General features: G+C 64.6%; 20 protein-coding genes. 2 read left to right on the forward strand and 18 right to left on the reverse strand.

Annotated features, from left to right (window positions below; all coding sequences use genetic code 11):
* The 17 genes from D3654_RS08150 to D3654_RS08230 all read right to left on the reverse strand — a co-directional run bounded on the left by D3654_RS08150 (position 1) and on the right by D3654_RS08230 (position 19,053).
* Positions 1–2,904 (reverse strand): FAD-binding and (Fe-S)-binding domain-containing protein, encoded by a 2,904-nt coding sequence (locus tag D3654_RS08150; protein ID WP_120521004.1) that lies wholly within the window; start codon positions 2,902–2,904, stop codon positions 1–3.
* Positions 2,905–3,035: 131 nt separating this feature from the next.
* Positions 3,036–3,680 (reverse strand): GntR family transcriptional regulator, encoded by a 645-nt coding sequence (locus tag D3654_RS08155; RefSeq protein ID WP_120521005.1) that lies wholly within the window; start codon positions 3,678–3,680, stop codon positions 3,036–3,038.
* Between the two features lie 60 nt (positions 3,681–3,740).
* Positions 3,741–4,430, reverse strand: coding sequence for a GntR family transcriptional regulator (locus D3654_RS08160; RefSeq protein ID WP_120521006.1), 690 nt, complete (start codon positions 4,428–4,430; stop codon positions 3,741–3,743).
* 41 nt (positions 4,431–4,471) lie between these two features.
* Positions 4,472–5,617, reverse strand: a complete 1,146-nt coding sequence (locus D3654_RS08165; RefSeq protein ID WP_120521007.1) for an FAD-dependent oxidoreductase — start codon at positions 5,615–5,617, stop codon at positions 4,472–4,474.
* Between the two features lie 63 nt (positions 5,618–5,680).
* Positions 5,681–7,087: an NAD(P)/FAD-dependent oxidoreductase gene (locus D3654_RS08170; RefSeq protein WP_245413144.1), complete on the reverse strand. Its 1,407-nt coding sequence runs from the start codon at positions 7,085–7,087 to the stop codon at positions 5,681–5,683.
* A gap of 35 nt (positions 7,088–7,122) precedes the next feature.
* The gene (locus D3654_RS08175) at positions 7,123–7,857 is read right to left on the reverse strand and encodes an SDR family NAD(P)-dependent oxidoreductase (RefSeq protein WP_120521009.1); all 735 of its coding nucleotides are present in this window, start codon (positions 7,855–7,857) and stop codon (positions 7,123–7,125) included.
* 70 nt (positions 7,858–7,927) lie between these two features.
* Positions 7,928–9,034 carry an alanine racemase gene (locus D3654_RS08180; RefSeq protein ID WP_120521010.1) on the reverse strand — a complete coding sequence of 369 codons (1,107 nt, stop codon included), beginning with the start codon at positions 9,032–9,034 and terminating at the stop codon, positions 7,928–7,930.
* Between the two features lie 101 nt (positions 9,035–9,135).
* A complete protein-coding gene (locus D3654_RS08185; RefSeq protein WP_120521011.1) occupies positions 9,136–9,633 on the reverse strand; it encodes a RidA family protein in 498 nt (165 codons plus the stop codon).
* Positions 9,634–9,650: 17 nt separating this feature from the next.
* Positions 9,651–10,340, reverse strand: coding sequence for a haloacid dehalogenase type II (locus D3654_RS08190; RefSeq protein ID WP_074589364.1), 690 nt, complete (start codon positions 10,338–10,340; stop codon positions 9,651–9,653).
* A 196-nt stretch (positions 10,341–10,536) separates the two neighbouring features.
* Positions 10,537–10,890: a cupin domain-containing protein gene (locus D3654_RS08195; protein WP_120521012.1), complete on the reverse strand. Its 354-nt coding sequence runs from the start codon at positions 10,888–10,890 to the stop codon at positions 10,537–10,539.
* Between the two features lie 81 nt (positions 10,891–10,971).
* Complete coding sequence (locus tag D3654_RS08200; protein ID WP_120521013.1) at positions 10,972–12,459, reverse strand: NAD-dependent succinate-semialdehyde dehydrogenase; 1,488 nt, start codon at positions 12,457–12,459, stop codon at positions 10,972–10,974.
* A 210-nt stretch (positions 12,460–12,669) separates the two neighbouring features.
* Positions 12,670–13,611, reverse strand: coding sequence for a LysR family transcriptional regulator (locus D3654_RS08205; protein ID WP_084111115.1), 942 nt, complete (start codon positions 13,609–13,611; stop codon positions 12,670–12,672).
* Between the two features lie 109 nt (positions 13,612–13,720).
* Entirely contained in the window at positions 13,721–14,476 is a 756-nt protein-coding gene (locus D3654_RS08210; protein ID WP_120521093.1) for a class I SAM-dependent methyltransferase, read from the reverse strand.
* Positions 14,477–14,790: 314 nt separating this feature from the next.
* The gene (locus D3654_RS08215; protein ID WP_120521014.1) at positions 14,791–15,714 is read right to left on the reverse strand and encodes a hypothetical protein; all 924 of its coding nucleotides are present in this window, start codon (positions 15,712–15,714) and stop codon (positions 14,791–14,793) included.
* Between the two features lie 9 nt (positions 15,715–15,723).
* On the reverse strand, positions 15,724–17,091 hold the full coding sequence (locus D3654_RS08220; protein WP_120521015.1) for a hypothetical protein: 1,368 nt from the start codon (positions 17,089–17,091) through the stop codon (positions 15,724–15,726).
* A 492-nt stretch (positions 17,092–17,583) separates the two neighbouring features.
* Positions 17,584–18,447, reverse strand: coding sequence for an AfsA-related hotdog domain-containing protein (locus D3654_RS08225; RefSeq protein ID WP_120521016.1), 864 nt, complete (start codon positions 18,445–18,447; stop codon positions 17,584–17,586).
* A gap of 12 nt (positions 18,448–18,459) precedes the next feature.
* Positions 18,460–19,053 (reverse strand): TetR/AcrR family transcriptional regulator, encoded by a 594-nt coding sequence (locus D3654_RS08230; protein WP_162943682.1) that lies wholly within the window; start codon positions 19,051–19,053, stop codon positions 18,460–18,462.
* A gap of 73 nt (positions 19,054–19,126) precedes the next feature.
* Between D3654_RS08230 and D3654_RS08240 the strand changes: the two genes are divergently transcribed.
* Complete coding sequence (locus D3654_RS08240) at positions 19,127–20,155, forward strand: saccharopine dehydrogenase NADP-binding domain-containing protein (protein WP_162943683.1); 1,029 nt, start codon at positions 19,127–19,129, stop codon at positions 20,153–20,155.
* A 42-nt stretch (positions 20,156–20,197) separates the two neighbouring features.
* Positions 20,198–21,235 carry a zinc-dependent alcohol dehydrogenase family protein gene (locus D3654_RS08245; protein ID WP_120521018.1) on the forward strand — a complete coding sequence of 346 codons (1,038 nt, stop codon included), beginning with the start codon at positions 20,198–20,200 and terminating at the stop codon, positions 21,233–21,235.
* A gap of 16 nt (positions 21,236–21,251) precedes the next feature.
* Here D3654_RS08245 and D3654_RS08250 read toward each other — a convergent pair whose 3' ends face one another.
* The gene (locus D3654_RS08250; RefSeq protein WP_120521019.1) at positions 21,252–21,758 is read right to left on the reverse strand and encodes a MarR family winged helix-turn-helix transcriptional regulator; all 507 of its coding nucleotides are present in this window, start codon (positions 21,756–21,758) and stop codon (positions 21,252–21,254) included.
* Between the last annotated feature and the right edge of the window lie 7 nt (positions 21,759–21,765).

Raw genomic sequence — 21,765 nt, forward strand, 5'->3', positions numbered from 1 at the left:
TCACAAGGCGCGTTGTGGGCCACCTTCCGGGTCCAGGAGTTCGGCAAGGTGGAGGCTCTTGCGTTCCGGTTCCAATTGCTTGACTTGCATTGCACAGCTGAAACCGTCGGCAAGGACCGGGGTGTCTGTTGCAGTGTTTTCAAGGGCAGGGGCCAGTGCCTGTTGCGCCACCTTCATGGAAATCTCGTAGTGCTTGGTTTCGAATCCGAAGTTTCCCGCTACGCCGCAGCAGCCTGTCGCTTCCGTGACATTGGCAATTCCGAGCGCCGCCAGCGCTTTCCTCTGTACTGTCGCGCCAAAGGTTGAGTACTCGTGGCAATGGGTTTGGACTGTTACCGTCGATGGCACGGTCAGGGGTCTCCAGCCGTCATCCACCCATTGCTTCACCGCTTCTGCGAAGCTCTGGATCCTGTGCGAAACCCGTTCGGCGGCTTCGCTGCCGAGAAGCTCGGGACCGTCCTTCTTCAGCGCTGCGGCACAGCTGGGCTCGATGACGACGATGGGCGCGTCGCTGCCGTCGTCCAGCTTGGCCACGGTCCTGCGCAGCATCTTCTTTGCTGCGTCCAGTTGGCCGGTCGAGATCCAGGTCAGGCCGCAGCAGGCGTCTGTCTCGCAGGAGACCTGCCTTCCGGTGCCTTCGATAACCCGTGCCGCGGCTGCGGCCACCTCCGGCCGGAAACCCTTGGTGAACGAGTCGACGAAGAGCACCGTGTCCGCGTCCGCCGGCGCCTTTGCGAAGGCTGCGAGGGCATCGCTGAGCATCTTCCCGGAGGCAAACCTTGGCATGGCCCGCCGGGTGGTGAGGCCGCCGGCCGCCGCCACGACTTTTCCAAGCGGGCTGGCCAGGACGGCATTGACCAGCGGGCTGATGCGGGTGGTGAGTTTTAGCCACCGGGGCAGCCATCCGAGCGAGAAGTGCGACATCGGCCGGAGCCTGCCCTCGTAGTAATGCGAGAAGAACTCCGATTTGTAGCTGGCCATGTCCACGCCTGCGGGACAGTCGTTGGAGCAGGCCTTGCAGGCCAGGCACAGGTCCAATGCCTCACGGACGTCGTCGGACTTCCAGCCCTCGTCGATGGTGCGTGCTCCCCGGACCATGTCCTGGAGCGCCCTGGACCGACCACGGGTCGAGTCTTTCTCGTCCCCCGTGGCCCGGAAACTCGGGCACATCACCCCGCCGGAGTCCGAGCGGCATCTTCCGACGCCGATGCAAGCCTGGACGGCATGCACCCACGGGTCCGCTCCGGCCGCGGCAGCCTCGACCGGCCGGAGCTCGAAGTGCGTTCTCCATTCACGTTCGGGGATCCCCTCGAGTGCCAGGTTGGCGTCAAATGGATCCGGATCGGTAATCGGGCCCGGATTCAGGATCCCTGCCTCATCCCAGAGCCTGCGGTATTCCTCGAACGCGGCAAGCATGGCGGGTGAATACATCTGCGAGAGCAGTGCCGAGCGGGCGCGTCCGTCTCCGTGCTCACCGGATAGGGAGCCGCCGTGGCGGACAACGAGTTCGGCGGCGGCGTGCGTGAACTTACGGAATACGCTGCGGCCTTCTTCCGTGCGAAGGTCGTAGGTGATGCGGATGTGCATGCATCCCGCGCCAAAGTGTCCGTACATGATCCCGGTCAGCCCATAGTCATCCAGGAGCGTCCGGAAGTCGGCCAGGTAGGCTGCGAGGTTCTGCGGGGCAACGGCGGAGTCCTCCCAGCCGGCCTGGGATTCCCCGCCACTGGCGGGCCTCGATGACAGGCCTGCGCCGTCCTCCCTCACCCGCCACAATGTGGCGCGCTCGGCAGCATCCGGAACGGTCCGCCCATCGAGCAGGCGGCCGTTTGCGGCGAGCCGTTCTAGCAACAGTTCGGCTTGGCTGGCTACTTGGTCCGCGTCGTCGCCGTCGAGGTCTACATACAGGAACGCCTTGCCTTGGGGAAGGCCCAGAACCGAGTCGGCTCCGCGGCGCAGGCGCATGGTATCCACGATGGCCTCGTCGATGCCCTCGACCGCGGCGGGCGAGAAATCCAGGATGGTCTCGATGTCCTTCGCAGCGTCTACCACGTCCGCATAGCCGAGGCAGACCAGCAAGGCACTGGATGGCTTGGAAACGAGTTTCATTCGGGCACGGACGGCGACGGCGCAGGTACCTTCGGTGCCGACGAGCGCCCTGGCGACGTTCAGGCCGTTCTCCGGCAGCAGGTTGGCTAGGTGGTAACCCGAAACCTGGCGCTGGATGCGGCCAAGTTCGCGACGGAAAGGTGCCAGGTTGTCCTGGGCGAGCTTCTTGAGGGCTTCACCCAACTCGAATGCCCGGGACACGGAGTAGCCGTCGGACGGATCGGTGGCCCGGATGCCCTTGCCCGATGCGGTGAGGAGGGCTCCATCGGAGGTGACGACGTCGATCTCGTGGACGTGATCGGAGGTTCGTCCATAGCGGACGGAGTGGTTGCCGCACGCGTCATTTCCGATCGCACCACCGATCGTGGCACGGTTTTTTGAGGACGGATCGGGGGCGAAAGTGAGGCTTCCGCCGGTTGCGCTTTCGGTTGCCCGGGTGAGGTGTGCAAGCACAACGCCGGCTTCGACTTCTGCTGTTGCTGTCGTCGCATCGATGGCGATGATCCGGTTCATGTGCCTTGAGAAGTCCAGCACAATACCTGGGCCGATGGCGTTTCCCGCCATGGACGTCCCGCCGCCCCGGCTGATGAGAGCAGTTTTGGTTTCCCGGCACGCAGCCATGACGGCGACGACGTCCGCAACGCTCCGTGGGAACACAACGCCGAGAGGCGGAATCCGGTAATTGGAGGCATCGTAGGAGTATGCGGCCAGCCAGTGACCAGAGGCTTCCACGGGCACGCCCGCGTCCCGAAGCCTTTCCAAGACGGATCCGTGTTCCGCGGCTTTTGAGTGCATGGTGCGCTTTCCACTAGACGGGCGAATTGCCCGATTGAGCATATCGTCGATTGTTGACAATCCTCAAATGCCGCGGACTACGGCGGAAGGGGGTGGTGCGGTCGAGGGCGGGTAGGCCGGCGCCGTATCGCCTAAGCCTGCAGGGCCGTTTGGAAGTGTGCTGCCAGTTCCTGTCGGAACCGGTCGATGTCGCCTTCCAGGGCAAGCTCGGCCAGCTTCTGGTGCTCAACGGCTATGACATGGAGGTCGCTGTACGTGCGGTGGTCCACTGCCAGGTAGAGCCGCAGCTTCGTCTCCCAGCCATTCCAAAGATTCTGCAGAACGCTGTTCCCTGAGAAGTCATAGAACAGCCTGTGGAAGCGCAAGTGCGCGTCGATGCTGGCCGGTATGTCGTTCTGCTCCGTGGCGTGGTGGAGGTCCTCGACGGTTTGCATCAATTGGGGCCGCCCCGCCCCACACAACACTTCGGCGGAGAGTTCGGCCGCATAGGGTTCCACAAGCAGGCGGACTGAGGCGATCTCGGCGACTTCCCGGGCGCTTACCTCTACGACGAAGGACCCCCGGAAGGGGATCTTCACGATGAGCCCTTCCTCCTCCAGCCTGGACATTGCCTCACGCAGCGGCGAGCGGCTAATTCCGAGGTCGGTGGCGATGTGCACTTCCCGAAGCTGCCCGCCTGGGGGCAGGGTGCCGTCGAGGATCGCTGTGCGCAGAACACCGTAGACGCCCTCCGGCGTCGTGGTGCGCTGCGAGGGCCATTTAAACGTGGCTTCCATCCCGCCCCTTCATTGTCGATTGTCGATTATACCGGGGCCCCGATGATTGGGCCCGCGGAATCACGGGCTGCCTTGCTCTTGTTGGGTTGCAACGAGGTGGGTCACGGCTTCTTGCAGGTGCCGTTTGATGGCCGCGATGAGGCCCTCCCTGTCGCCCATCTCCAGGAGATCCAGGAGGTCCTGGTGCTCTTCCACCAAAACTTCCATTCTTGGGTAGGAGACTTCCAGGTTCAGGATGCACATCCGTGATTCGGTTGCCAGCGCCTTGTAGATGCGGCTCAGGCGGGAATTTCCCGCCGCGGCGACGAAGGACGAGTGGAACTGCATGTCCAGCCCGGCGATGGCCTCCCAGTTGGAGGCAAGCGCATGCTTCGCCATCCCGTCCACAATTTCCTTCAGCGCTTCGATGGCGTTCCGGATTTGCTCCGGGCCGCCATCCAAGAGTATGCAGGCAGCGGTGGACTCGATGGTCTCCCGGGCCGAATAGATCTCCCTGAGATCCGTCGGTTCAATCTCCAGGACAAATACCCCGTAGTTGCGCCGATAGATAAGGATCCCCTCCTGGCATAGGCGTTGAAGGGCTTCCCGGAGGGGCCCTCTGGACGTGTTGAGTTGGCTCGCCACCAGGGATTCATTGATCTGTTGCCCGGGGCGGATGGTTCCTCGGACGATTTGTTCGCGCAGATGGTCTGCAATCAGCTGAGCCGTCGGTCTCCCTTCCAGCGCAAACTGTTCTTCCGTTGCGGCCATTGATAGCCCCCTCATTTCAGCGAATGCGTACTACCTATTTGTCAAACAGCTAATGCCGGGATAAACCGTTGAGGGCGTACGAAATCGAGACCTTCAAACGTGCGGCTGCCCAACGCCTCATGGGCGGCAATTTCCCCAAACCCGGTGGCGTTCTTGAATCCGCCACCCGAAAATCCGGTGGCGCAATAGACCCGGCTGCCTTCGCTGAACGGGCCAAGGAGGGGTTGGCTGTCCTTGGTGTAGAGCTCGGGGAAGGCATCGGTGCGCACGATGTTCGGGATGAGTCCGGGGAAGAACTCGCTGACGGTCTCGACGGTCTCGGCGATTTCCGCACCGGTGAGGTCGCGGGGGACGGCGTCGGGGTTGGGGGTGGGGCGCCCGCGGCCGTCCAGTGTTGCCTTGACGGTGACGCCGTCGACGGCGGGTGCGCCGTACATGGACCGGTCCCCGTAGACCCGGCTGAAGGTGGGGAATTTCCCGGGGGTGAATTCGGCCCCGTTCTGGGCGACGAACCAGGTCAGGATGAGACGTTTCGTTTCCGTTGCGGCCGTGAGGTAGTCGGGCATGAACCTGCGCGACCAGCCGCCGGAGGCGACGATGACGTTCTCGAAGGTCCAGGACCGGCCGCCGGCGGTGACGACAACGCCGTCGGCGGTTTCGGTGATGCTGTCCACGGGAGTGTTGCGGTGGACCGTGGCACCGTTGGCTTCGGCGGCGGCCACTGCCGCCGTGACCGCGCGGTCGGTGCGGAGGACTCCGGCGTTCGGGTCGAAGACGGCGACGTCGTCCGGGCGGAGGCCGTGCTGCGGGTACCGTTCGGCAAGTTCCTCATGGCTGAGGAGCTGGTGTTCGGCGCCGGTGGCCTTGGTGGTTTCCAGGACGGCGTTGATGTAGGGGCCGTTGGCGGTGCCGATGGACAGGCCGCCGCAGCGGGTGAGGATGTCCTGGCCGGTTTCGGCTTCGAGTTCGGCCCAGAGGGCGCGGGAGCGCTGCAGGATGGGGTAGAAGTCGGGGTTGCCGCGGTAGATCATGCGGAAGAGGCGGGTGTCCCCGCCCACGGCGCTGCGGCCGTGGGCGGGTGTGGCGGCCTCGAAGCCGACTACCGAGCCGGACAGCCGGGATGCTTGCCACAGGGCCATGCTTCCGATGCTGCCCAGTCCGATGACTGCGAGTTTTCCGTCGGTCATTAGAGCACCTTTTCGTTACTGGTTGGTCCAGGTATTTGTTGTTCAGCTCGGGCGAGCTGCTTACTATTCGTGAAGTCCGGCGAGCCTGCTGCCGAACTTTGCCAGGAGCGAGGTCTCGGTGGAATCTCTGCGCTCTTCCCACTTGTCGGCGAAGCCGAACAGGCTGTACATGCTGTGAACGCCCAGCCAGCGAAGGGGCTCGGGCTCCCACTTCGGTGCGCGGTACCCCACCCAGGGAAGTAGCGTTCGTTCCGTCTTCCGGTCGAAGGCCAGTTCCGCCAGGGTCCTGGCGCCCAGATAGGCCGCGGTCACGCCGTGTCCTGCATAACCAGTCGAAGACCCGATTCCGGACGCCGGGTCCCACTGCACACCGCCGTTCCAGTCGCGGGTAACGCCCAGGACTCCGGACCAGGCATGGTCCACTTCGAAGTCGATGCCCGGGAAGAAGGATCGAAGCTTAGTGGAAAGCAGGTCAATCGTGGACTGCGCAGTCGAACCGGCGCCCCCCGTCCCCGAGCCGTAACGGTAGGGCTTGCCCCGGCCGCCGATGGCGATGCGGCCGTCGGCTGTTCGCTGTGAATAGATGAAGGTGTGCGCGGAGTCGTTGAGGTTCTGCGGCCCGTTCCAGCCAATCTGCTGCCACTCTTCGTCCGACAGCGGCTTGGTGACGATCATCGAAGAATTGATCGGAATCAGGCTCCTGCTGCCGAGCAGTTGTCCGGAATACCCCTCGGTGCAAACGAACGTCTTGGCAGCAGTGACCCGCCCGCCGTCCAGGGTGAGGGTGTTGCCGTCGATGCTGCCTACCCGGCTGCCCTCGTAGATGCTCACTCCCATGCGGGTAACGGTGTCAGCGAGTCCGTAGACGAGTTTCGCCGGATGAATCCGGGCGCAGTGCTTGTAGAACATTCCGCCGTGGACAGTGGAGATGTTGACTTCCTTCTGGAACTCTTCACGGTCGAGCAGGTAGACGTCGTCGTCGGTCAATCCGTACTTCCGCTCGGCGTCACGCCTGGCAGCCAGCCGGCCAAGCCCGGCCTTCGTGTGGGCAGCTATCAGCGCACCGCTCTTAATCTGATCCGCATCAATGCCTTCGGCCTGAAGGATCTCCAGGACAGCATCGACGCCGGCGATAAACTCCTGCTGCAAGGCACGGCTCGCTTCAATGCCGCCTTCGGACGCCCGGGCAAACTTGGCACGGTTACCGGCAGGCATCGCAGAAAGCCACCCGCCGTTCCGGCCGGATGCGCCATAGCCAATCTGTTCTGCTTCAAAAACCGCGACCGAGAGTGAGGGCTCGAGCTTCTTGGCGAAGTACGCTGCCCAGAGGCCTGTGTAGCCGCCACCGATAATGGCCAGGTCTACTGAGCCGTCGCCGGTGAAGCGGGGGTACGAGGGCCTCTTGTCCGCGAGCCCGGCCATCCAAAAGCCGAGCTCTCCGTTCCGGGGTGGTGCTGCAAGGGCTGTCATTGTTGTCCTTCGTTGTCTGTGAAGCGTTGAGGTGTTCAAGCGGCGGTGTATCCGCCGTCGACGGGCAGGACCGCCCCGGTGATGTAGGAAGATTCCGGCGACGCCATGAAGAGAACGGCGTTGGCGATCTCTTCTGGGGTGGCGAGGCGCTGGAGCGGGATCTGCCCCTCGCGCTGGCGGCGGTAGGCCGCGGGGTCTTCCCTGCGCTGGAAGGAGGCTTCAATGATCGGGGTGGCGGTCAGTCCGGGGGCGACGACGTTCACGCGGATGTTCCGCTCTGCCCACTCGATCGCTGCACCCTTGGCGAGCATGATCAGCCCGCCCTTGGCTGCGGAGTACAGGACTTCCCCGGGCTTGCCGACCATGCCGAGGCGGGAGCTGACGAGGACGAACGAGCCGCCGGCGGCGGGCATGAGCGGCGCGAAGTGCTTCATCACCAGGAACGAGCTCAAGAGGTTGCTGTGCAGCGTGTTCTTCGCGTCCTCATAGGACATCTCCGTCAGCGGGCCGCTGACCTGCAGGCCGTGGTTGAGGACGACGACGTCGACTGTGCCGTAGGTCTCGGCGGCTTCGCGGGCGAGGCGCTCGACGAAGGCCTCGTCGTTCAGGTCTCCGGGGACGTAGAGGTCCCCGGGCTCGGCGCTGTCGATCTGCTCCCTGCGTCCGGTGAGCAGCAGGCGGGCTCCCTCACTGCGGAACTGGGAACACACCGCCTGCCCGATTCCGCTGTTGGCGCCGGTCACCAGGGCCGTGACTTTATCAAGTCTCATGTCAGACACTCCTTATTGGCTACGTTGATTGGTTAGAGAGCTTCGGTGGGGAATTCCCGTGGCGGACCGGTCAGTTGAGGAATCCGCGGGCGTCCACCGGCCATCGCTCCAGGGACGTGCCCGTGCTGTCGGTGACGATGTACTCTTCGAAATTGACCACAATCGGGCAGACGTGGTTGGGCACCACCGGAAGGACAGTGCCTACGCTCGGGCTGAAGTCCCCGGAGGGCAGCGGGAGGAATCCGTGGTACTCATTGAGCTTTGAGAGGACTGCTGTGGTACCGGCGACGCCGCCGTAGCCGCGCTCGGGGCTGCCTTCACGTCCAAGCACCTTGGTGCCGACGTCGAGGATGACCTGGTCGGGAACCCAGTCGCTGACCACGGTACCGGCCACGAACAGGGCAATCTGGTCCTCGGTGCAGGCTCCGAGGCGGGTGTTGTTCAGGTCGTTGAAGACGTATTCGCCGGGACGGATCTCGGTGATCACGCTGTTGGTGGCGAACTCGACGGTGGGCGTGGAGCCGGCGCTGACCACCTCGGGTGTGATACCGATCGCGGAAAGGCTGCGTACGGCAGCGATGAGGGTGGCCTCCTGGTCCTGCGCTGCGCTCTTGCGGGCGTTAGGGCCGGCACTGCCATGGCCCGGATAGGTGAAGACCCCTGCCGGTACCAGGCCGCGCTTACGGGCGGCCGCCGCGAGGTCGCCGGCAGCCTCTGCTGGCGCGCCGGAACGACGGGCACCGCAGTCAACTTCAACCACGACCTGGAGGCGGTCGGCGTCGTCCCCCATCGCGTCGGCAAGGGCGTCGATCGCCGCGAAATTGTCGACGCCGACCCGCAGCCGGGTGGTCTCGGCAAGCCGGCGGATCCGCGGCCCCTTTGTCCCGGCCGCCCAGATCGGGTACGCGATGAAGATGTCGTCGAATCCGGCTCCGGCGAAGACCTCGGCCTCGCCCACATTGCCCGCAGTGATTCCGACGGCACCGGCCTTAACCTGGCGCCGTCCGATCTCCACGCACTTGTGCGTCTTGACGTGCGGCCTGACGTCGAGGCCATTCCGGGTGGCGAAGGCCTGCATGCGGTCGATGTTGTCCTGCATCACGTCGGCAAGGATGATCGGGGCCGGGGTGTCGACCCGCTCGACGAGAGCGTCCAGTGCTCGCTGAAGCCGGTTCACGCTGTACTCCTCATGATTCTGTGGATGAATGACCGAGGGCAGCGATGCTGGCTTCCTCGACTTTTGATCGTTCGGGACCCGCAAGAGCGGGTCCCGAACATTCATGCGGGTCCCTGGACCGCAGTGACGACCATCTGGATTTCCACCGGGGTGTTGAGCGGCAGGCCAGCGACCCCGATCGCGGTGCGGGAGTGCCGACCGTTCTCGCCGAGGACCTCGATGAGCAGCTCACTGGCCGCGTTGGCGACCTGCGACTGCAAGCCCCAGTCCGGCTGGCTGGCTACGAAGACGAGCATCTGCACGATCCGGACCCGCTCCAGGTCGCCGACTGCCTGGACTGCGGCGGCGAGGCAGTTGAGCGCAGTGTGTCGCGCTAACTCCTTCCCCGTCTCCAGATCGACGTCCCGGCCGACGATGCCCTGGCCCAGCAGCACGCCATCCTTGAAAGGCAGTTGTCCCGCGATATGGATGCTCTCGCCCACTGCCCGGTGGTGGACAAAGTAGGCGTTGCCGTCGAGCTCGGGCAGCTCCAGGCCGAGGGACTGAAGCCGTTCTGAAGCCGTGCGGCCCTTGACGGTTTGAGGTAGTGGCAGGCTCATCTGTACCCAGGTCTCCCTTAGGAAGCGTCAGGACGCGGCAGGCCGAAGAGGACCGGTAGGTCCGAGATGTCGGTGATGCGCTCGTAGCCGAGCCAGTACTCGTCGTGCTCGAAGCCGCGGTCGACGTAGACCTTCTTTTCGATGCCCATGATGGCTGCCGGGCGGTGGTCGTACATCGGGCTGGCAGAGACGTGCACGATCTCGTCCGGGGTCACGTTGAGCTTGTCGAACATGTACTCGAACGCGGCGAGGCGCGGCTTGTAGCAGCCCATCTGCTCAGCGGTGATGATGTCCGCGAACGGAGCTTGGAGGTTCGCCGCAAGCTTCTCGGCAACCACAGTGTCGCTGTTGGTGATGATGACCAGCGGAACGGCTTCCGCGAGACGGTTCAGCGCCGCGGTGACACCGGGGTAGGGGCCCCACGACGGGATCCGGTCGTAGACCTCGCGTGCCTCATCGGCGCGGAACTCGAGGCCGACCTTGCGCGAGGCGCGCTCCATGGAGTCGTTAACGATCTGGTGGAAGGGCTTGTACGCGCCCATGCACTCGTCAATCCGGTACGCCTTGCAAATGCGCAGGTACTCATCAGCGACCTCCGCCGGCAGGCGCTCGCCCAGGACGTCACGCATGGTGTCGTTGATCGCGAACTTGATGAGCGTCCCGTTCATATCGAACGTGACGAACTTTGGTTTGGTTTCGAATACCACGTGTCCTCCAGTTGGGATTGAATCAGATTGCAGGTTGTCGATTGTCGACGAAACTACGTCGTCGATTGTCGACAATACGCTTCGAGTGTGTGATTGTCAACAATTTGGCGATGCCAGGGATGGCCTCGGGAGAATCGTCCTTAAACAGCGTGCGGGCCGCCCCTTGAGGGGGCGGCCCGCAGCTTAGGGCGTCATGTTAGGCGTCGAAGCCATGGATGTAGACCTTGCGGATGGTCTCGAGGACCTCCCAGCGGCCGGTCCAGCCTTTGGGCTGCACGACGACGTCGCCCGCCGACACCTCGTAGACGTTGCCGGAGCCGTTGTCGGTGACCCGCACGCGGCCGCTGACGATGTAGCAGAGCTCGGTGTCCTCGCGCGGCGTGATGTTCCAGCCGCCGGGCTGGCACTCCCATACGCCGGTCTTGATGTCGTTGGTATCGAACTTCAGGATGGCTGTCTTGGGGTCACCCGAGTCGTAGCCGGCGCGGTGGCCGTTGGGCTCGAGTTCGCCTTCGATCTTGTCCTTGGGTACGTAAATGTATGGCTGCATGAAGCTCTCCTTCGACTGAAGTGTCAATTGTTGACAATTTTAGGCCACGGTAGGGGTGATGTCCATGGCGAATATCAAGGTCTAGGCCGTTGCGCGGCGGGACACGTTGTAGAAACGGATGTTCTCGTATTCCTCGAGGCCCTCCGAGCTTCCCTCGCGGCCAAGGCCCGACTGCTTGATGCCGCCGAACGGAGCCGCGGCGTTGGACGGCACACCCTGGTTGATGCCCACGATGCCCGTCTGGAGGCTGTCCGCCACGTTGAGGGCGCGGTCGAGGTTCTCGGTGAACACGTAGCCGGCGAGGCCGAACTCTGTCGCGTTGGCACGGCCAATGACCTCGGATTCCGAGCTGAACCGCTGGATCGCGGCAATGGGGCCAAAGATCTCGGACGTGGCAACATTGGAATCCGCCGTCACCCGGTCCAGGACGGTGGGGGCGAAGAAGTTACCCGGCGAGTCGTAGCCGTGGCCGCCGGTCAGCAGCTCTGCGCCGAGGCTCACGGCGTTCTCGGTGTAGGCCTTCATCTCCGCGACGGCGCGGTCATCGATCAGTGCGCCGAGGCCCGTCCCGGTGCCGAGGCCGTGCCCGACCTGGATCTGGGCGAAGCGTTCGGTGAGTGCGGCCACGAAGTCATCAGCGATGCCGTCCTGGACGTAGATGCGGTTGGCCCCGATGCAGGACTGTCCGCCGTTGCGCAGTTTCGCGGCAAGCGTGCCTTCCACGGCACGTTCCAGGTCGGCGTCGTCGAAGACGATGAGCGGGGCGTTGCCGCCGAGCTCCATCGAACTGCGCAGGACGTTCCGGGAGGCGAGCTCCAGGAGCCGGCGGCCCACCGGCGTCGAACCGGTGAAGGACACCTTGCGCACGCGGGGGTCGAGGAGGACGGCCTCGCTGAAGGCCCCCGACTTCGACGTGGTGACGACCTGGACCAGCTCCTCCGGCACCCCGGCCTCGACGGCGAGCTGCACTGCGAAGTATGTGGTCAGGGGCGTCAGGGTGGCGGGCTTGATGACAGCCGGGCAGCCCGCAGCCAGTGCCGGTGCGATCTTTCGGGTCGCCATGGCGAGGGGAAAGTTCCACGGCGTGATGAGGACGGCCAGGCCGACAGGGGAGCGGCGCGTCAGGAGGTTCGCGCCGCCGTCGGGCGTTTCCCGGAAGTTTCCGACGGGGCGCACGGCCTCCTCGGCGTACCAGCGCACGAAGTCGTTACCGTACTTGACCTCGCCGCGGGCCTCGGCGAGCGGCTTGCCCATCTCGCGCGAGATGAGGTAGGCGAGGTCCTCGGAGTGGGCGACGAGCTTGTCGTACCAGGCGCGCAGGACGTCGGCGCGGTGACGGAGGGAAGTCTTCGCCCACTCCACGCCAGCCTTGTCGGCGGTCGCGACTGCTGCCAGCGCCGTCTCGACGTCGGCGTCGGGAACGTGCGCGATGGTTTCCGCGGTCGCCGGGTCCTGGACCGGGATCCCTTGGCCGGGCAATTCGATGGATTGGATGACGGCGTCGGCCTGCCGGAGGTTGTCCGGGTCCGCTGCAATCAGGGGTGCTGTGACGGTGGAAGGGAGGCTCATCGACCCTGCTTTCGGTTTGGCGCCCGCTTGGTTCTTGGTGCTGGCTCTCACCCCTCGTCCCTGTGTACGCGCTTTCGGATGCTCGTGGCCAATGTGCAGTGAGGCAGCAGGAACTACCCGCAGGCGCGAGGGAATTCCTGAATGTAAAGCAAATCTAAACAGCTTCACCGGTTAAAAAAAGCGAATCCTTCTGACCGCTATATGTAAGTACTACTTACGGAATGCAGCCTCGAACGCCCGGACTATGGCGTCCCGCACAGCCAGGAGTGCCGGACTGAGCTCCGACCCCGACCTGACCAGATACTGGATGCTTCGCTGCTGGTCCGAGGGCAGCCAGGAACTCGGTGCGAGGTCGCTGCCAACCTCATGTACCACCATGTCGGGCAGAAAGGCTGCGGCCAGCCCTTGCTCGACCATCCTGAGATGAAAAAGGAGGTCGGAGGAGACGTGGGCGACGATGGGCTCAATCCCGAGTTCCCGGCATACCCGCAAGGCCCACTGCGAGGACGCCGAGCTGAGGGGTTCGAGGACCCAACGCACGTTTCGGAGTTGATCAAAGTTCTCAAAAGTGTGGCCACGGGGGAGGTAACCACGGACAGGGTCCTGGCCGATCACCGTGGTGCTGATGCCTCCACTTGGAGCCCCTGGAGTGCCGGGAAAGGAGTCAGTGACGACCGCATCAACCTGCCGCGAGAGCAGCTGTGTAACCGCAAGTTCGGGGTCCTCGCGCCGTAGATGCACGTCCAGGTGCGGAAAGTTTCGGGCCAGTTCTGCCACGGCTGCCGGCATGACGTTCCGGCTGATAGTAGTGAATGCAGCCACCGTCACCACGCCTTGGGGGCGCTGGTGTGAGGTCGCCAGATCAGCCTCCGCACGCTCCATGGCGGCGAGGATGGCTTCCGTGTTCTGGACGAGCTCCTCGCCGGCTGGGGTGAGTTTAACGCTGCGGCCGACTTTCTCCAGAAGGATCACGCCAGTTTCCTTCTCCAGGAGCCCGAGCTGTTGGGAAATAGCCGAGTGGCTATAAGCGAGTTCCCGTGCAGCGGCGCTCATGCTGCCATGAAGCTTGACTTCCCTCAGCAGGGTGAGGCGGCGAAGATCCAGCATTGCGCAGAAACATCCAATCAGCTGTAAGTGCACGTCGTTGACCATCGTATTCTGCGGCGAGAATCAGCACCCGCATCGATTGCTCCGTAGACGTCGTTTTCAGGGCTGAAAACGACAGCTACGGAGCAATCGATCTCTAGTTGGGCGCCGGTGTCTATACCTTGCTCGCGACCACCATGTAGTTCTCTGCCTCAAGATCGAACGTGCTCACTTCCGTCCGGAGTCCGGCCCGGTGCAGCTCTACTTCGAGTTCCTCGTACCGGTACGGCCAGCAAGACAGCAGTTCCGAGCGGACATGAATCAGTCCGGTCGCATCGACTTGGGCGATCGCAATCTCGATGTGGTGCTTATCCTCCCAATGCGGCGCAATCTCCCAGCGATAGATCACCACGGCATCGCGACCATTCCGGCGGACGAGCCGGTCCCCGATGTCCAGCCGGGATCCTCTGGCTCTCACGAGCTCCCAAGTGCGGGACGTGAGCACCAAGCGCCCGCCAGGGCGCAGAAGCCGTGACATCGACTCCAGAGCAGCACCCCTGCCTGTCGCGCCCGCGGCATGGTGAAGCGAGTTGCCAATGCAGAACACCATGTCGAACGTCTCGTCCTCGAAATGGTCCGGCAACTCTTCCCAGTTCGCCCGCACGGCCTGGACGGAGGCCCCGAACTCCTCAGCCAACTCTGAAGTCCGGCGAACCATCGCTTCGCTGGCGTCAGTTGCGACAACCTGCATGCCACGACCGGCGAGGCCAACCGCCAACTGTCCGGTCCCGCACGAACAGTCGAGGACGCGTGCGTTCGACGGCAGGAGTCTGAGGACGTCGTCGAACGACGCAGCGAACTCGGCGGGAGGCAACTTCGCATCCGAGATGAGCCATTCGTACACCTCGGCAAGCACGTCGTATTCCGTCACAACCACTACCTCCGTCACGCAGCAGACTCACGGCGGGACGTCAGTCCGTCAACGGAGCATGCCGGGCACCAATGGTTTTCGCAAGGATAACCCGTCCGCACATGCCACGGATAGCGTGAGCTGATCCCGGTAAGGACTTCCAGACCATGGGGCGGTCGCAGTCCAGCACTTTGTCATCGCTGGATGGCTGGAACTGCTACGACCTGAGTAGCTGAAGAAGGCTCCCGTCACAGTACAAAGCACGCTACCTTTGGGAGGGTCCTGTCCTGTCGCGCTGGGCGGCAGGGCAGGACCCCACTTTTCGGATGACGGTTTCAGGGGATCCGCACCGCGAAGCCGGCGTTGTGGCTGTCGTTGGCGAAGATCAGCCCGACCACCATCGAGTCCGCCGTGGCGAAGACGGCGGACCCCGAATCGCCCTGGCGGACGGTTCCCTGGTTGAAGCTGATGACATCCTTGAACCAGGCCCAGCGGCCGTCCATGAACTCCAGTACGAACCGGCCGGTCACACTGGTGATGGCGGCGTTCTGCACCACGCCGGTGGTCTTTCCGATCCATTGCACCGCGTCGTTCACCGCCGGGCTGCGGAGCCCGGCGGGCACGCCGATGCCGTGGATGTTCGGATCACCGTCCGTGGCCGTCATGTCGCACCACGCCAGGTCGGTCCTGTTGAAGACCGGGTTGGGTTGGTTGCGGTTCGCGTAGGTCACCACCGGTTCATAGCCGGAGACCGTGGTGAGGGTGTTGCCCCACAGCGCCCAGTCCGGCTGGTAGACGGTGGGACCCCGCGTCCCGTTCTTGGAGATCACATGATTGTTCGTCAGCAGGCGGAACCGGCCTCCCCAAGTGATGTTGACGCCCAGCGTTCCGGTGGCGTCCGTGAAGAAGCCATCGGGCACGGCGATCATGTACCCGCCAGGTGCGGGCCGCACTCTGTCATCCAGCTGACAGAGCCGGATCACCCCCGACTCGACCACGTCGGTGGGGACCTGTTCCACCCGCGGTGCGCCGCCGTCGTCCTGGACGTGGACTTCCACGAGAGGCGGTACCGGAAGGTCGTCAATTCCCAGCTCTGACGACGGCTTCTTTTCCACGACATGGACGACGACGGCCAGTTCCTGCGTCTGCCGGCCGCCGATGGCTTTCGGTCCCACCGTGAGGCCCGTGATGTTCGCGTTCGAAAGCCACGGGCTCACGCTCTGCAGGACCGGTTCGATCTGCTCCCGGCTGAGTGCCACGGCGGCGTCCTATTCCGGGTTCACCAGCGCGATGGTGGTTCCGAGGACCAGGGCCGTTTCCGCCGTCGACGTCCCCGAGAAGGTGCTCGTCGCGGAGTCCGCGGTCCAGCCGGAGGAGGCGCTGCCGCCGCCGCCGGTGAATTCGAACGGTCCGATCCGCACGCCCGAGGAAACTTCCCACTTCTTCGAGAACGACGTGAAGGCCGAACTGCTGACCTTGACGCTGAACGAGGGCTTGTAGCCGACCACCATGCCCACCTTCTGGACGCACATGATGCCGTTCGGGCCCCACACCGCTTTCTCGCCGCCGCCACCGTACGCCGAGTAGCCGCGGATGAACGGGCCCTCCGAGACGCTCTTGACGAAGGCCCCGTTGTACCAGAGGCCCGCGCCAATGGAGATGGTGTCCCAGGCTTCGAACTTGACCGTCACCTCGAGTGAGTTGTCGGTGGCGAACTCGTCGATCCTCTCCCAGGAGCCGCCGACGTTGACGCTCCAGAAGAAGTTGCCCACCGAGGCGCTGCCCTTGGCCCAGGTCTTGCTGTAGTCGTACTGCGCCTGATTGTTGCTGAAGCCGATCTCTCCGCTGCTTCCCCCGGTTCCTGCCTGGACCTTCTGCAGCCAGGTGGTTGCGTCCATCCCGATCGAATAGGCCGGCACCGCGGGGAAGGTGCTGAGCGTAGGATCCTGCAGCAGCGTGTAGTAGTCCTTGGTGCCGTACCGTGCAATCGCGTCGTTCAGGCCGGGCGTGCTGGTTTCGGACAGCAGCTGGTTCAGGACCCGTTGCTTTGCCTGGACCGTCTTGTCCGCGGCGTCGAGCTGGACGGCCCACGACTTTCCGCTGTAGCTGCCCAGCCACTTCAGGAACGGCGGGTCGTTGGTGCCGCCGGTCTCCTGGATGTAGGCCCGGCTCGCCTGGTCGTAGGTGATCTTGTAATCGTTGGTGGCGATGTTCAGCACGTTGCGCGCCTGGCTGATCTTCTGCTCGAGGACAGGATCGCTCGTGTCGGCGGCGACGACATTGAGCACCTGGCCGTAGGCGTCGTTGAATTTCACGCCGGAGGACACGTAGGCCCCGGTGGCGCTGAATTGCGGTGCGGTGGCGCAGAAATCGTACTGTGCGGCCGAGGTGTAGCCGACGTTGGTGATCGGCCAGTCCCAAGTGAGGAACGGGTAATTCAGCTGGAAGGAATCGGGCTTGAGTCCGAGCCCGGCGATCATGGCGCCGTACAGATGGTTCCACGCCTTGTCGTTTTCCTCGGCGTTTTGGGGTGTCGGGACCGCGTACCGGCGGCTTGTCGCCAGTGGATGGTCGGTGTTGGGGATGTCGAGTGCATCCCATTCCAGATGGAGGATCGAATCAATTGCGTTGCTCACGTCAGTTCACTCCTTGACTGGTGCTTCACGTCCGGCCGCCTGTGGATGGCATGCCGTCCGGATCGCTTTCATAGGGCTGCGGCGCCGGAATTGACGTCGGCGCAGGGCAGCATGATTTACCCCCCCATCTGGATTTTGGCGGCGGTCATCGCGTTCCAGCGCACCGCACAGAGGCATCGATCGATGAAATACTGCGCAAGGGATGCGCAGTCTGCCGGGAATTGTTGTGCAATTACCGGAGGCCGGCCGCGAAACATGCAGGCCGGAAAACCAGGAGACGCCGAAAGAGCGCCCGAAGGCGCAGAGTATTCTGAAGGCGCAGGACAGTCCGGGGATTTATCCGCTACAGGCTGTCGCGAGAAAGACCGTGAAGGCCGTTGGGACTTTTTCGAGGATACGGATCGACTGTCGTTTGAATAGCGGATCCCCCATCCTCTAATTGCAGGAAGATCCTGCCCCAGTATTAATTACGATGTGCTCCGTAACGGAATCTTAGGCGCCCGGTGAGTCCAGGGTCAATAGTGGCCGGGCCGTCGTATTGGGCCGCGATCCGCGGCATAGGCCGGTGGCCAGTGTCCGCCCAAGCTGGCTGATCGAAATACGCGTTTCATCGGGCGTCGACCGGAAAGCCAGGACCTGGGCGGAGGCATTGAACTCACCGAAGTTTTCGCAGGCGATGTCCATCTGCACGGCGTCGAACCCGGTGAGCGCGAGGTGCGCGTCCAGCATGCCCCGGGCCAGCAGGATGCCGGGCAAATGGTCCGGGAAGTGGTCGAAGACCAGCGGATCATCCCAGTTCCACACCAGTTCCGCCTGGAGTTCCTCGCCCTGCCGGCGGATATCCGCCAGGCCGGTATGGGGCGAGGCCGCCGCGGTCCGGTCCACGGCGGGCGCGTTCCTCCTGATCGCGCGGTACGCGGTGCGCGAAACACAACCCAGCCTGCCACGGCCGGCGCCCAACGGCACGCCCCCGGAAAGGAAGCAGGCCTCCAGCTCGAGGCCGCTGACCAGGCCGTTCCGCTGTTGGACGGCCACGGTGCTGACGGCGACGCAGCCGGCAAGGGGGCCGCCCGGGTCCTCCGGAACGTCCCGCAGCCACCCGAAACTGAGCTCCTTCATCAGCAGGGCCCAGTCCAGGGGTACGCCGCCTTGCAGGTGCGTGTAGGCGATCGCCGTCTGGCGCATGAGTTCGATCCCGAGGAGGGTGGGAATCCCGCTGGAATCCTGCGCGGATGCATCCCGGGGGAGTTCGGCGTCGAATTCCCAGCGGTGCCCTTGCAAATGGCGGGGACGGCCGATCAATACGGCATCTTCGGATGTCTTATGGACAAGCGTCCGCGCTATCCGGCCATCCATGCAGCATCTCCCCTAAGATGAGCGATAGCCCAGCGCGCTGAGGGCGCTGGCAACTGTATTCGAAATTAACTTTTCGTCCAACGGCAGGAGCCCTGGCAGCAGGATACGCATTATGAGCGGGCCCGTGATCAGGTCGCAAATCCATTCAACATCGGCGTATTCCGGGATTTCTCCCCGGTTTTCTGCCCTACGGATGATTGTAGCCACTCCGGCCCGCCGCGGGGCAAAAAATTTCTCCAGGAATGCCCAACGCAATTGCTCGTTATCGTGCAGGGAATTCAGGAATCCGGCGAAACTGGATTTGACCAGGGGATCCTCGAAAAGGGCCACCTGGTCCCGCTGGATTGCTTCAAGGTCGGCGGGCAGGTTTCCGGTATCGAATTCGACGTCCAAATCGATGCGGAAGTGCTCGAGCATCAGGGCAAGCACGAGCTCGGGGATGCCGGCGAAGCGCCGGTAGAAAGCCGGGCGGGTGGTTCCGGCCTTTGCCGTGATGGCTTCGACGGACAGTGCGCCGAAACCTTTGTCGAGGATCAGTTCTTCCGTTGCCCGGATCAGGGCGACATCCAGGTCTGCATTCCGTGGCCGTCCCGCTTTTTGCACCATAATGAGGCACAAGTGTAGCCAATGGGGGTGGCCTAGCCGCGCATTGCGCTGCAGCGCCGACGGCTTTGCGGAGGTGGTTTCGATTCTGATGGTGTATGGCTGTGGGGCCGTCGGCCTGCGGATTGCGCACGCCGCCAAGGTGGGCGGCGCCGAAACCCTCGTGGCGGGCCGTGATTCGGGAAGAGCGGCCGCCGCGGCCGCAACCCTTGACCTTCCGTGGCGGAGCTCTCCGGTGGACGACCCCGCCCGCCTTGCGCAGATCCTGAGCGGAGTCCGCGTGCTCGTCAACACCGCCGGCCCCATGGCCGTGACAGCGCCGGCCCTGATGGAAGCGTGTCTTCGCAGCGGCTGCCACTACCTTGACGTGTCCAACGAACTCGCGGTGTTCCTCGACGCGTGGCACCGCGACCGGGCGGCCCGGCAGGCGGGCATCGCCGTCGTTCCCGGCGCTGGATTCGCCACCGCCGTCGTCGAATCCCTTGCGCACCGGGTGCTCGGCAGGGTGCCGGGCGCGGACACGGTGACCATCGTCAGGTCCGCCCCGGGCGGGACCCGTAGCGACGGCGTGCGCGGGACCTCCTCCGCGCTGCTGGCGGCCGGCGGTTGGAGCTACGATGCGGGGCAGCTGCTGCGCGCGCCGGATACGATCCTGAGCTTCGACCTGCCCGAGGGCACCCGCGCGGCCGTCCCGATCGGCAGCGGCGAGGTCTTCGCCGTCGCCCATGCAACCGGCGTGCCGAATGTCTCCGCCTACTACACAAGCCGGCTCGGCCCCGTGCTATCCCGGCTGGCAGTTCCACTGGCACGGCACTGGGCACGGGCAGGGCTCCGGCTCCCGAACCGCCGCCAGGAACGTGCGGCGGGACCGGCTGGGACGCCGTCGCGGATCTGGCTGCGCGCAAGCAACCGCGGCGGTGCCGCTGCCGAGGGGTGGGTGGAGGCTTCCGGGACGGAGTCGACGGCGGTCATCGCCGCCGAGGCCGCGCGGCGGTTGGACTCGGGCAGGGCCGTGGGTGTCCTGACCTCCGGCGAACTGCTCGGCCCCGGCTTTCCGCTGGGAATTCCGGGAATCCGGCTCGGCGGAGCGGCGGGATTCGGTTAGTCGACAACCTCCCGCCGACCCGCCGTTTGCTAGGGTCGGAACGTGCGCGCAGTGATCTTTGATGCCGTCCGGGCCCAGCCCGATGTGCGGGACGTGGCCCGGCCTGAAGCCCCGGCTGGTGGAGTGGTGGTCAAGGTCATGGCGACCGGGATGTGCCGCAGCGACTGGCACGCGTGGGCGGGCCACGATGACATCGCCCTGCCCCATGTTCCGGGCCATGAACTTGCCGGCGTCATCGTCGAGACCGGTCCCGGCGTTGAGCGCTGGAAGACCGGTGACCGGGTCACGGTGCCCTTCGTCTGCGGCTGCGGGCACTGCGAATGGTGCCTTGCCGGGGACGCCCAGGTCTGCCCGGACCAACAGCAGCCGGGCTTTACCCACTGGGGATCGTTCGCCGAGTACGTGATGCTGCACGCCGCGGACACCAACCTGGTGGCCATCCCGGAACAGATCGATTTTGCCACCGCGGCCAGCCTGGGCTGCCGCTTCGCCACGGCCTACCGTGCCCTCGGCGCGCGGGCGCAGGTCAAGGACGGCGAGTGGGTGACTGTGGTCGGTGCCGGCGGCGTCGGGCTCAGCGCGGTGATGATCGCCAAGGCGATGGGCGCCAGGGTGATCGCGGTGGACCGGAACCCCGGAGCGCTGGACGTAGCTTCCCGGCTGGGCGCCGACCATGTCCTGCTCGCGGACGGTACCGATATTCCCGCGGCTGTCAGCAGCATCACCGACGGCGGCAGCCAAGTAGCCGTCGATGCCGTGGGCAGCGAGCAGACGTGCTCGGATGCGATCCTTAGCCTCCGGCGGCGCGGACGGCACGTCCAGATCGGGCTGTTGCCGGCGGTCGACGGCAACACCCGCGTGCCCATGGCACGGGTGATCGCCTGGGAACTCGACCTGCTCGGCAGCCACGGGATGGCCGCCGTCGACTACCCCGGAATGATGGCGCTCATCGAACAGGGAGCGCTGCAGCCGCAGCGGCTGATCGAACGCACCATCGGCCTCGAAGAGGCCGCCGCCATGCTGCCGGGCTTCGACAAGGCATCGCCCGCCGGCATGACCATGGTGGATCCGTCCCGCTAGCGCGCCGGGAGAAACCTCAGTCTTCGAAGTCGCCCGCGGCCTTGCGGAAGCGGCCCAGCACCTGGATCAGCTGCTCCACGTCGCCGTCCTCAAAACCCGACTGGGCGAACACTTCCGCGTTGAGGGCCGTCGTCGCCCGCTTTGCCAGGGTGCGGCCCTCCGAGGTGAGCTCGATCAGCGTGGTGCGCCCGTCGGTCGGGTGCGGTGAGCGGACCACCAGTCCCGCCTTTTCCAAGCGGTCGACGGCGTTCGTCACCGAGGTGGGGTGCACCTGGAGCAGGGCGCTCGCCTTGTTCATGGGCAGCGCGCCGCTGCGGGCGAAGCCGAGCAGGGCCAGCAGTTCGTAGCGCGCGAAGGTCAGTCCGAGGGGCTTGAGCACCGACTCGATCCGGGCCGTGAGGATCTGTTGCGTGCGCATGATGGCGGTGATGGCGGCCATCGGTGCGGCCACCTCGCTCCAGCCGTGGCGCTCCCAGTTGCGGCGGGCGTCGGCGATCGGGTCGCGCGGCAGCGGGGTTCCCATGGCGGCC

The organism is Arthrobacter celericrescens (genome assembly GCF_003614925.1).
Taxonomy (GTDB): Bacteria; Actinomycetota; Actinomycetes; order Actinomycetales; family Micrococcaceae; genus Arthrobacter; species Arthrobacter celericrescens.